This window comes from Desulfoprunum benzoelyticum (genome assembly GCF_014201505.1).
Taxonomy (GTDB): Bacteria; Desulfobacterota; Desulfobulbia; order Desulfobulbales; family Desulfocapsaceae; genus Desulfoprunum; species Desulfoprunum benzoelyticum.
This window is the reverse complement of the sequence record NZ_JACHEO010000019.1, coordinates 60264-71817: the sequence shown is the minus strand read 5'-3', so window position 1 is coordinate 71817 and position 11554 is coordinate 60264. Positions and strand designations below refer to the sequence as shown.

The window sequence follows — 11554 nt, the reverse complement described above, 5'->3', positions numbered from 1 at the left end:
GTTGTTCTGAGAGAGTACCTTACCATGGTTGGTAGGACAGATAGTGTCCCATCACGGATAAATCTGTCGAGGCTGAGTTTCAGTGGTAATCAGAATTCAAAATAGCCGTTCACCATGGTTTCAAACACGCCGCCCCGATCCCGGCACAAAATTGACCACAGTCGATTTGCACCTTGACGGGCCATCGCCACGTACTATATTCTCGACTGCAGTCAACTTTTATAAACAGGGAGAGGCAACATGGCCGGCATCCGGGAAATGAAAAAACAGCAGACCCGCAAGGCGATCATGCAGGCCGCGGTCCGGCTGTTCAACGACAAGGGTTTCGAGAACACCAGTATCGAGGAACTGGCCAGGGCGGCCGGGATCGGCAAGGGCACGATTTACAGCTATTTCCGGACCAAGTCCGACATCCTCCACGCCTTCTGCGAGGATGAGCTGGTCTGCCTGCACCAGGAACTGACGACCCATGCCGACCAGGAGCTCCCGTTCCTCAAGCAGATGGTCGCCATCTACATGACCGAGTTCCGGATGATCACCGAAAACCGCGAATTCGGCCGCCTGTTCCTGCAGCAGACCGCCTTCCCGCGCACGGTCGACCTGAAAAAACACCGGGAGAACGAGGACAACTATTTCCGGCTGCTCTTCCCCCTGCTGGAAAAGGCGCAGGAGCGGGGAGAACTGCGGAAAGACATCGAACTTCTCTCTGTCACCGGCCACTTTTACGGCCTCTATCTGCTCCTGGTTTCGGCCTGGTTCACCGGTTGGGTGACCACGGATGAGGCCGAGAGCACCCTCGAGACCCTGTTCCGCCAGGCCCTGGAAGGATTGCAACCACACCCTGCATCAACTTCAGCCGAAGGAAAGCGTCATGCATGATCAGCGGTCCGCCCCACACAGCACCAGGGCCAAATTCGTCTTTTTCGTCTGGAACAACCTGCCGCGGCTCCTGCTGCTGGCGATCATCGTCCTGATAGTTGTCCTGGCCGTGGTGATCAAAAACAAGAGCGCCCTGATCGCCTCGGACAAGGCCGCCGGCCTGAAGCAGGAACGGCCGCCGGTCAACGTCGTGACGCTGCTGCTCCAGCCGACGGTCATCCGCGACCGGATCAACCTGCCGGGCAGCATCGAGGCCTGGACGGCCCTGTCGCTGTTCTCGAAACTGAACGGCACGGTGGTGGAGGTCGTGGCCCGCGAAGGACAGGTCGTGAAAAAAGGCGACGTCCTCGCCCGCATCGACGACGACGATTACCGGATCGCGGTGCAGCGGGCCCGGGCCGCCTACGACCTGGCCCGGGCCGAATTCGAGCGCGACCGGGCGATCTTCGCCAAGGGAGTCATCCCCGCCGCCGAGTACGATGCCAACCGGACCAGGATGGAGACCGCCAGGGCCGACCTCGCCAATGCCGAACTGCAGCTGTCACGCTGCACGGTCACGGCGCCGATGCACGGCATCGTCAGGAGGCTCGACGCCAAGGTCGGGCTGCAGCTCGCGGTCGGCGATCTCCTGGCCGAGATCCTCGAGATCGACCGACTGAAGGCGGTGGTCGGCATCCCCGAGTCGGAGGTGGCGGCGGTCCGCGGCCTCACCGCGGTCGACATCTCCCTCCAGGCCCTGCAGGATCGAACCGTTGCCGGCACGGTCCACTTCCTCTCCGCCTCGCCCGAGACCCTGGCCCGGCTGTTCCGCCTCGAGCTGGCGGTCGACAACCCGGACGGCGACATCCTGCCGGGGATGTTCTTCCGCGCCGACGTCGTCAAGAAGACGGTGCCGGACGCGATCGTCATTCCCTTCTACAGCGTCATATCACGCAACGACGAACAGTATGTCTACGTTGAAGAGGACGGCGTCGTCGCCAGGCGCCCCGTCGAAATCGGCATCATGGAGCAGTGGATGGTCCAGGTCACGAGCGGCCTGCGCCCCGGTGACCGCCTGGTGGTCGAGGGCCACCGCGACGTCGAGGACGGGCAGAAGGTCAAGATCGTCCGGGCGGCCACCGCCATGAAGGACCTGATGCCATGATCATTTCCGACACCGCCGTCAAAAACAGCACGACCGTCTACGTCCTGGCCCTGCTGCTGATCATTTTCGGGGTCTACAGCTACCTGGCCCTGCCGCGGGAGAGCGAACCGGACATCACCATCCCCAACGTCTTCATCTCGACCGAGTACAAGGGGGTCTCGCCCACCGACATCGAGACCGCGATCACCATCGAGATCGAGAAGAAGCTCAAGGGGCTGGAGGGGCTGAAGAAGATCGAGTCGGTCAGCTCCGAGGGCCGGTCGACCATCAACGTCGAGTTCGTCACCGGCACCGACATCGACCGCGCCCTGCAGGACGTCAAGGACAAGGTCGACGAGGCCAAGGGCGACCTGCCGAGCGATCTCGAGGACGACCCCTCGGTCTTCGAGGTCAACATCTCGCAGATGCCGATCATCGTCTTCTCCCTCTCCGGCACCTGCGGCCTGCCCTGCCTCAAGGAGATCGCCGACGACCTCCAGGACGATATCGAGGCCCTGCCCGGGGTCATGGAGGTCGAGATCAACGGCGGCCTCGAACGGGAGATCCGGGTCGAGGTCATCCCGGAAAAACTGTCCTATTACGGCCTGACCATCGCCACCCTGCAGACGGTCGTGCAGAGTGAGAACCGCAACACCTCGGGCGGCGCCATCCGCCTCGGTCAGGGCCGCTACCAGCTGCGGGTGCCCGGCGAGTTCCAGACCCCGGAGGAGATCTACGGCCTGGTCATCGGCACCCACAAGGGTGAACCGGTCTACCTCAAGGATGTGGCCCGAGTCGCCGACGGCTTCAAGGAGGAGACCAGCATCTCCCGCCTCAACGGCCGCGACGCGGTCAACCTGGCGGTCAAGAAGCGCGCCGGCGAGAACATCATCACCATCAGCCGGGAGGTCGACCGGATCATCGCCGAGCGCCGGACCGCCTGGCCGCAGGGCACCGAGGTCACCAAGGTCGTCGACAAATCCCGCGATATCGAGACGATGATCGCCGACCTCGAGAACAACATCCTCTCCGGCCTGGTCCTGGTCCTGATCGTCATCTTCCTGTCGATGGGGATCCGCAACGCCATCCTGGTCAGCCTCGCCATCCCCTTCTCGATGCTGATCTCCTTCACGATCCTGTATGCGCTGGGCATCACCCTCAACATGGTCGTGCTTTACAGCCTGACCCTGGCCCTGGGGATGCTCGTCGACAATGCCATCGTCATCATCGAGAACAGCTACCGTTTCATGCAGCAGGGGGCCGGCCGGGTCGAGGCGGCGATGCGGGCCACCTCGGAGGTGGCCTGGCCGGTCATCGGTTCGACCGTCACGACCATCGCCGCTTTCTTCCCGATGCTCTTCTGGCCCGGGATCATGGGCGAGTTCATGCGCTTCCTGCCGCTCACCCTGATCGTCACCCTGACCTCGAGCCTGTTCGTCGCCCTGGTCATCAACCCGGCCATGGCCTCGATCCACATGCGGATCAAGGGTGAGGCCGACCGCAGCGCCCTGACCATCGACGAGATCTCGGTTGCGGTCGACAAACCGGCCCGGACAAGCGGCCGGCTGATGGCCCTCTACCGCCGGTCGCTGGCCCTGGCCCTCGATCGGCCCTGGTCCGTTCTCAGCCTCGGTTTCTGCAGCCTGGCCCTGATGTTCGAGATATGGCTCGTCGTCATCGGCCTCGAAAAACCGGTCGAATTCTTCCCCGAGATCGAGCCGAGAGGGTTCTACGTCAACATCGAGCCGCCGGAAGGGGCCGACCTCGACTTCATCGACCGGATCATCGCCCGGGTCGAACTGGCGGTGGCCGGCGTGACGGCGGAACCGGGCGAACCGGCCCCTTCCCCACTCCAGGCCCTGGCCCCCAAGGAACACCGGCGGCCCGACGGCGGGATCCTTGCCGGCCCGAGCGATCTGTACAACGTCAAGGACGTGTATATGCAGGGCGTGATCAGTGCCGGCGGCGGCGCCTCCTTCAGCTCCAACTCGCCGAACCATGTCGGCGTGCGCTTCCTCGATCTCATCGACCGCAGCGAATCGTCGCACCTGACGGTCACCACCATCCGCGGGCGCCTCCAGGACATCCCCGGCGCCAAGATCACGATCGCCAATGAAGAGGCGGGGCCGCCGACCGGGGCGCCGATCAATCTCGAGATCTCCGGTCCCGATTTTCAGGTCCTGGGCCGGATCGCCAGGGAGGTGCGCGACGCCCTGAGCCTGATCCCCTCTGTCGAGGACGTCCGCGATGACTACGTCGAGGGCATCCCCTCCGTGCAGGTCAACGTCGACCGTCAGAAGGCGGGGCTGTTCGGCCTTACGACCGATATGATCGGTTTCGCCCTGAAGACCGCCTATAACGGCCTCAACGTCTCGTCCTTCCGCCAGGGAGATGATGATTTCGACATCACCCTGCAGCTCGGCGAGGCTGACCGCCGGGTCGTCGACGTCCTCCACGAGCTGCTGCTGCCGACTCCCTCCGGCGAGACGGTGCCGCTGTCGACGGTGGCGACGATGACCTTTGCCGGCACGATCGGCGATATCCGCCGGATCAACAACGAACGGGTGGTGACGGTCAAGGCCAATATCGACGAAACCAGGACCACCGGGCCGGTGGTGCGGCGGCAGGCGGCGGAGTTCATCGACCGGATGGCGCTGCCGGCCGGCTACGCGATGAAGTTCACCGGCGAGCAGGACGAGCAGAGGGAATCGGAAGACTTCCTGACGAAGGCCTTCCTGGTCGCCCTGCTGCTGATCTTCCTGACCCTGGTGGCAATGTTCAACTCGGTCAGCCTGCCCTTCATCATCATGACCTCGGTGGTCCTGTCGCTCGGCGGCGCCTTCCTCGGCATGGCCCTGTTCCGGGCGCCGTTCGGCATCATCATGACCGGGGTCGGGGTGATCTCGCTGGCCGGGGTCGTGGTCAACAACGCCATCGTCCTCCTCGACTACACCAACAAACTGCGGCAGCGGGGATATGCCCTGAAAGAGGCGGTGCTCGCCGCCGGCGCCACCCGGTTGCGGCCGGTACTGCTGACCGCCATCACCACCATTCTCGGTTTGATCCCGATGGTCACCGGGGTCTCCTTCGATTTCCACACCTGGTCGATCTCCTGGGTCAGCGAATCGAGCCAGTGGTGGCAATCGATGGCCAACGTGGTAATCTTCGGTCTGATGATGGCGACGTTCCTGACCCTGATCGTCGTCCCGACCCTCTACTACCTGTTGGCCCGGTTGACTGACAACCGGCGGCAGTTCACGGCGCGGCTCAAGACCCTGTACTGGAAACCGTACGCCCGGCTGGCCGGTGAACCACGTCCGAAAGGAGACTCCTGATGCGCCCGCTCACAGCCTGCTTCATCCTTCTGCTCCTGATCGCCGCCCCTCCCTCCTCCGGCCGGGCCGCCGAAAGCACGGGGCTGACCGTCGCCGCGGCGGTACGGACCGCCCTCGCCAACAACCTCGGCCTGCAGCTGCAGCAGGACGATGTCGAGGCGGCGGCCGGGATCAGGGAGGCGGCAGGCGGTGAATTCGATGTCTTCTTCAGCGGCGAGGCCGGGATCGCCGGACAAGAATACCCTCTCCTCGCTCCCGACACCCCCGAGGAGGAGCGCAGCGGCCAGTGGACCGCCGGGGTACGGAAAAAATTCATCACCGGCACCGAGGTCAACCTCAACTGGCAGAACAGCCGTTTTTCCAGCTCCCCCCAGATCTATCTCCTCGACCCGTACTACCGCTCCAGCCTCACCCTCGGTATCCGCCAGCCGCTGCTGCAGGGATTCGGCATCGCCAACCAGACCGCCAATCTCCGGGCCGCCGACCGTGACCTGGAGGCGGCGGCCCTGCTGGTCGGCAGCGAGGCGGCCAACCTCGCCGCCATGGTCAGGAGGGCCTACTGGAACCTGGTCTACGCCTGGCAGGACCGGGAGGTCAAGGTCCTGTCGATCACACTGGCGAAAAGGTTGGTGAACGAGACCGCGACCAAGATCGAGGCCGGCCGGCTGGCCGAGGTCGACCGCTACCAGCCCGAATCGGAGGTCGCCCGCCGCGAGGAAAACCTGATCCTCGCCGACCGGGCCATCGGTCTGTATGAAGATGAACTGAAACTGCTGATGAACAGCGGCGACTGGCAGACCGCCCTGACGCCGACCGACCGGCCGCCGACCACCCCGGTGGAGCCGGATTTCGACCAGGTCCTGCAGCGGGCCCTGCGCCTGCGGCCCGATATCCAGGCCGCCGATCTCAGCCGGGAGGCGGCGGAGATCCGCGAAGACGCCGCCCGCAACCAGACCCGGCCCGACCTGGCCCTGATCGGCATAGTCGGCCGTGGCGGCTCCGACGATGCCTACGGCGACACCCTCGATGACGCCATCGACGATCCGGAGACCCAGTGGCAGGCCGGGCTGGCCCTCTCCATCCCGCTGCAGAACGCGACCGCCACCGGCAACTACCGTCAGGCCAGGGCCGCTCGCAGCAAGGCCGACAACACCGCCCAACTCCTCCGCCTCCACGTCCGGCAGGGCGTCGGGACGACGATCCGCGACGTCCGGCTGGCGATCAAGGCGATGGAGGCTACCCGCAAGACCAGTCTTGCCACCCGTAAACGGCTCGAGGCCGAACAGGCGAAGTTCGAGGCCGGCCGCGCCACGACCCTCGATGTCCTGACCGCCCAGGAGGCCTATGCCGAGTCCCTCAGCCAGGAGAAACGGGCCGAGGTCAGCTACGCCATCGCCCTGGCCGAACTTTACCGCATCCAGGGCCTGACGGGACCGGCCGCAACCCCGTGAACACGAGCTGTCCCGCCTCGCTTTATGGCGGAAAAAAGTCGGGCAGGAGCCGGCAATGATAAGCCGAAGGGCGACGGATCAGGCGGACGGGCCGTCGGACACCCGGGCGCGATGTTTCAGGTGGGCCTGGACGATCTTGATTTCGCCGTAGGAGTAGTCCTTCCCCAGGGCCTGCCTGATCTCGCCGAGAGAGCCGCCCGTCCCGGCGATCTGCTGCTCGATGGCCAGGCGTTTGTCGGCGGTGATCAGCCGCTCGACCGCCAGGATGCCCTCCTCGACAAAATGGGCCAGATGGCCCTCGACGGTGGCGACGACCAGGCCGCGTTCCCTGGCGATATCGGTCACCGAAAGCTTGTTCTCGAACATCTCCAGACTGATCCGCCTGGTATCGCCTCTCGCCGCCGTTTTCCGCGTGGTCCCGGCCGCCTCCGCATCCGACGCCACGGGCGGCACCACCTCATCGATGCCGTGCTCCCGGCGATAATCCGCAACCAGATCCACCAGCTCCCCGCCGAATTTTTCGGCGAGACGCGGACCGATTCCCTTGATCCGTCGCAGGGCGGCCAGGCTGTCCGGCAGGTTGACCGCGATCTGGATCAGGGTCTTCTGGTGCATGATCTGGAAGTGCGGCACCCCTTCCTCGCCGGCCTTGCGGGCCCGCCAGTCCTTGAGGAGCTGGAACAGGGCGGGGTGGGCGATATCGGATTCGCCCCAGGTCGCAGCCGGCGTCTCTTTGTCCTTCGCCGGTTGCAGCTCGAGCTCGGCCGCCGAGACGGCCCGCAGGTAGGCCGCCGGCGAAAAGCCGCCGTGGCAGGAACGGACCGCGGCCAGCTTGACCGCCGTCTCCTCCCCGAGCTGCTTCACCGCATCCCTGGCTTTCCTGCGGATCTCCTTGTTGTCGGTATCTATCCGGAGATTGGTGACAAAAGGAACCAGCAGCGAGACGATCCTGTCCTCGAAATAGACCGAGGCCCTGGCCGTGCGTTCACGGATGGCGGGATCGGCTTCGGGCAGGGTATCGGCCTGGAACATCCCCTGTAGCTGCCTTGTGAAATTTTCGCCGACCGATGTGATCTCCTCGCGGCACCTTCTCTCCAGATCGCCGATCTCGCCCCCGCCCGATACCTGCAGCACCGTCCGGTTTTTCATCAGCAGCGCCACCAATCGTCCCAGGCGGGAGCGCAGGTACGAGAAATCGAAGCATCCGGTCAGCAGCTGCTGCTGGTAGCGCACCCTGGCCGCGGCCAGCTTTTCCGGCGACGGCTGGTTGCGACCGGCCTCCTCGACAAAGCGCGACACGGCCGCGTCGGTCTTGACGCCCACCGCCGCCAGCGGCGAACTGAGCACCAGGCCGTCAAAGGTCTTGCAGCGACTCAGGGCCACGTAGACCTGGCCGTGGGCAAAGGCGGCCCCGGCATCGACGATGGCCCGCTCGAAGGTCAGTCCCTGGCTCTTATGGATGGTGATGGCCCAGGCCAGTTTCAGCGGGAACTGGGCGAAGGAACCGACTTTGTTCTGGCTGATCTCCAGGGTTTCCGGGTCGATCCGGTATTCGATGTTCTCCCAGGTGGCCTGCTCGACCTCGATGTCGCTGCTGTCCTCCGGGCAGCGGACGCGGATGGCATCGCCGAAGATGGCGGTGATCCTGCCGATCCTGCCGTTGAAATAGCGTTTCTCGGGCGAGGCGTCGTTTCTGACAAACATCACCTGCGCCCCCACCTTCAGCTCCAGGTGGGCCGAGGTCGGATAGCTGTGTTCCGGAAAGTCCCCTTCGATCCCGGCCCGAAACCGGCTGCTTCTGCTCTGCAACTGGCCCAGCCTGTTCTGATTGATCGCGTCGGCGCCGCTGTTGTGGGTGCAGAGGGTGATATAGCCCTCATTGTCGGTCGGGGTGAAATCCGGGAGGCAGCGACTGTTGAGTTGCTGCAGTGAGGCGGGATCGAGGCGGTTTTCGCGGACCCGGTTCAACAGGTCGATGAAACGGGCATCCGACTGCCGGTAGATATGCCTGAGTTCGATCGGAATCAGTTCGGTCTGACGCAGGGCCCGGCTGGCAAAAAAATAGGGGGAGTCGTAATACTGCCGCAGCACTTGCCATTCCGCCTCCTTCACCACCGGCGGCAGCTGGTACAGATCGCCGATCATCAACAGCTGTACCCCGCCGAAGGGCAGGCCGCTGTGACGGTAGCGCCTGAGGACATGATCCACCCCGTCGAGCAGATCGGCCCGCACCATGCTGATCTCGTCGATCACCAGCAGATGAAGGGTCTTGACGATATTGATCTTTTCCCGGCTGAAGCGGTGCCGGCCGAGATAGGTGGTGTCGCCGGGGATGAACGGTCCGAAGGGCAACTGGAAGAACGAGTGCAGCGTCATGCCGCCGGCATTGATGGCCGCCACCCCGGTCGGCGCCGTGACCACCATCCGCTTGTCGGTTTTCTTCTTGAGATCGTGGAGAAAGGTGGTCTTGCCGGTGCCGGCTCTGCCGGTCAAAAAGATATGGCAGTTGGTCTGCCGGACAAAATCGTCGGCCAGCCGCAACTCGGGATTGGCATTGTCCATCGTGTACTGGGGGGAGAAGGTTGGCGTTGGAGAGCAATTTCCAATCGGACCATTATAACAATCACCACCCCCTGATCATAGACAATTCATCGCATCCGGGGACCATGGCCTCCCCCTGCAGCGACAGAGGGAGGCCGTGGCCGGGTTATAACCTCAGTTGACCTTCTTCTGCCGGCCCTGCCATTCCTTCTCCCGCAGCTTGAACTTCTGGATCTTGCCGGTGGCGGTCTTCGGCAAGGCCTCGAACACCACGTACTTAGGGGCCTTGAACTTGGCCATGTTGGCCTTGCAGAAGGCGATGATGTCCTCGGCGGTCGGATTGGTCCCTTCCTTGGCAACGACGAAGGCCTTGGCGACCTCGCCCCACTTCTCGTCCGGGACGGCGACCACCGCCACCTCGAGGACATCGGGATGACGGTAGATGACGTTCTCGACCTCGACCGTCGAGATGTTCTCGCCGCCGCTGATGATAATGTCCTTCTTGCGATCCATGATCTGGATGTAGCTGTCGGGATGGATGACCGCCAGATCGCCGCTGTGGAACCAGCCCCCCTCGAAGGCGGTCGCCGTCGCCTTCGGATCTTTGTAGTAGCCCATCATCACGTTGTTGCCGCGCATCACGATCTCGCCGATCGTCTTGCCGTCGCGCGGCACCGGCTGCATCGTCAGCGGATCGACGACATCGACATACATGGCGACGATATAAGGCACACCCTGGCGGGATTTGATTCTGGCCTGTTCTTCGACCGGGAGATCGGCCCATTCCTGTTTATAGGAACAGACGGTATGCGGTCCGAAAACCTCTGTCAGGCCATAGGTGTGAAGGATGTTGGCGCCGATCGATTCCATGTTCTGGATGATGGTCGGGGCCGGCGGGGCCCCGGCAGTCATGACCAGCAACGGGTGTGTGAGCTTGATGCTGTTGGCGGTGGCATAGGTCGACATGCCGATCAGAATCGTCGGGGCGGCGCAGAGGTGGGTGACCCCTTCCCGCTCGATCAGCTTATAGATTTCGTCGGGAACGACCTTGCGCAGGCAGACGTGGGTGCCGCTCATCGCCGTCACCCCCCAGGTGAAGCACCAGCCGTTGCAGTGGAACATCGGCAGGGTCCAGAGATAGGTGGAGGAGGAGTTGAAACCGGTCTCGAGCATCTCGCCGAGGGCATTGAGATAGGCGCCGCGGTGGTGGTACATGACCCCCTTGGGCAGGCCGGTGGTGCCGCTGGTGTAGTTGATGGTGATGTTCTGGTATTCGTCATCGACGACCGGGACGATCTCGTCGTTCGAGCCGGTGGCGACAAACTCGTTGTATTCGGGGCCGTCAAGCGGCCGCTCATCGCTGATATCGCAGATATTGACGATCTTCTTGACCTGGCTGAGCTCGGCGACGATCGGCTTGACGACCGCGGCGAACTCGTTGTCGACAAAGACCGCCTTCGAATCGGAATGGTTGAGGATGTAGCCGATCTCGGCCGAGGCCAGGCGGATGTTGACACTGACCAGCACCGCCCCGATCATCGGCACGGCATAGTGGGCCTCGAGCATCGGCGGGGTGTTGGGGCAGATAAAGGCGACCTTGTCGCCCTTGCCGATCCCGATCTTGCGCAGGGCATCGCCAAGGCGGGTGACCCGCTCGTAAAACTCTTTGTAGGTATAACGGGTATCGTTGTAGACAACAGCCGTTTTATCCGGGTAGACCAGGGCGGATCGGCGGATAAAATGTACAGGGGTCAGCACATCAAAAAAAACATTCATGTTTTCCATACGTTGCAACTCCTCCTTGTTGGTTGTCGTTGTACCTCGGCCCACTCCGTTGTCTGTCGCCGGCGATCCGCCTGACTGTGGCGATCATGCCGTGTTGTCCTACACCTCCACCTGTCCTTCGTCCTTCTTTGCGCCGGCAGGCTGCGCGTGTTTACCGCTCATGTCGACGATCAGTCCGGCCGCCTGTCCTCGCGCACCCCCTGCTCCTCACCAACAGAGAGAAGGCGCATCGTCCGCCATCGACTTCGGGAGTCCGGCAGCCGCTCCGTTGTCATGAATCATCGCGGAAAAAGACCGTCCTGCAACCATGAACGAGCGCTCGCTCAGGATTTATAACGGATTCCCGAAAACTTTCAAACGGTTTATTTGTCGTTGATTTCGAAATCAGTTCAAGATTCCGGAGACAAAGCAGATTTTTGTATCGCTGCAAAGGATGATTC

General features: G+C 63.2%; 6 protein-coding genes. 4 read left to right on the top strand and 2 right to left on the bottom strand.

Annotated elements, in window-relative coordinates; genetic code table 11:
• Positions 1-240: 240 nt before the first annotated feature.
• The 4 genes from HNQ81_RS14100 to HNQ81_RS14085 are packed head-to-tail and all read left to right on the top strand — an operon-like array spanning position 241 to position 6788.
• A complete protein-coding gene (locus HNQ81_RS14100) occupies positions 241-879 on the top strand; it encodes a TetR/AcrR family transcriptional regulator (RefSeq protein WP_183351948.1) in 639 nt (212 codons plus the stop codon).
• Positions 872-2023, top strand: coding sequence for an efflux RND transporter periplasmic adaptor subunit (locus HNQ81_RS14095; protein ID WP_183351947.1), 1152 nt, complete (start codon positions 872-874; stop codon positions 2021-2023). The genes HNQ81_RS14100 and HNQ81_RS14095 overlap by 8 nt, the downstream gene beginning before the upstream one ends.
• Positions 2020-5337, top strand: a complete 3318-nt coding sequence (locus HNQ81_RS14090; RefSeq protein WP_183351946.1) for an efflux RND transporter permease subunit — start codon at positions 2020-2022, stop codon at positions 5335-5337. Before HNQ81_RS14095 ends, HNQ81_RS14090 begins: the two co-directional genes overlap by 4 nt.
• A complete protein-coding gene (locus HNQ81_RS14085; RefSeq protein WP_183351945.1) occupies positions 5337-6788 on the top strand; it encodes a TolC family protein in 1452 nt (483 codons plus the stop codon). Before HNQ81_RS14090 ends, HNQ81_RS14085 begins: the two co-directional genes overlap by 1 nt.
• A 78-nt stretch (positions 6789-6866) precedes the next feature.
• Here HNQ81_RS14085 and HNQ81_RS14080 read toward each other — a convergent pair whose 3' ends face one another.
• Both HNQ81_RS14080 and HNQ81_RS14075 read right to left on the bottom strand, forming a co-directional pair.
• The gene (locus tag HNQ81_RS14080) at positions 6867-9350 is read right to left on the bottom strand and encodes a helix-turn-helix domain-containing protein (RefSeq protein ID WP_183351944.1); all 2484 of its coding nucleotides are present in this window, start codon (positions 9348-9350) and stop codon (positions 6867-6869) included.
• Positions 9351-9503: 153 nt separating this feature from the next.
• Positions 9504-11114: an acyl--CoA ligase family protein gene (locus HNQ81_RS14075; RefSeq protein WP_183351943.1), complete on the bottom strand. Its 1611-nt coding sequence runs from the start codon at positions 11112-11114 to the stop codon at positions 9504-9506.
• Positions 11115-11554 lie beyond the last annotated feature (440 nt).

What these genes read in the sequence shown, in the direction of transcription:
- HNQ81_RS14100 (WP_183351948.1), top strand. Translation starts at nt 241, where the DNA reads ATGGCCGGCATCCGGGAAATGAAAAAACAGCAGACCCGCAAGGCGATC.
- HNQ81_RS14095 (WP_183351947.1), top strand. Translation starts at nt 872, where the DNA reads ATGCATGATCAGCGGTCCGCCCCACACAGCACCAGGGCCAAATTCGTC.
- HNQ81_RS14090 (WP_183351946.1), top strand. Translation starts at nt 2,020, where the DNA reads ATGATCATTTCCGACACCGCCGTCAAAAACAGCACGACCGTCTACGTC.
- HNQ81_RS14085 (WP_183351945.1), top strand. Translation starts at nt 5,337, where the DNA reads ATGCGCCCGCTCACAGCCTGCTTCATCCTTCTGCTCCTGATCGCCGCC.
- HNQ81_RS14080 (WP_183351944.1), bottom strand. Translation starts at nt 9,350, where the DNA reads ATGGACAATGCCAATCCCGAGTTGCGGCTGGCCGACGATTTTGTCCGG.
- HNQ81_RS14075 (WP_183351943.1), bottom strand. Translation starts at nt 11,114, where the DNA reads ATGGAAAACATGAATGTTTTTTTTGATGTGCTGACCCCTGTACATTTT.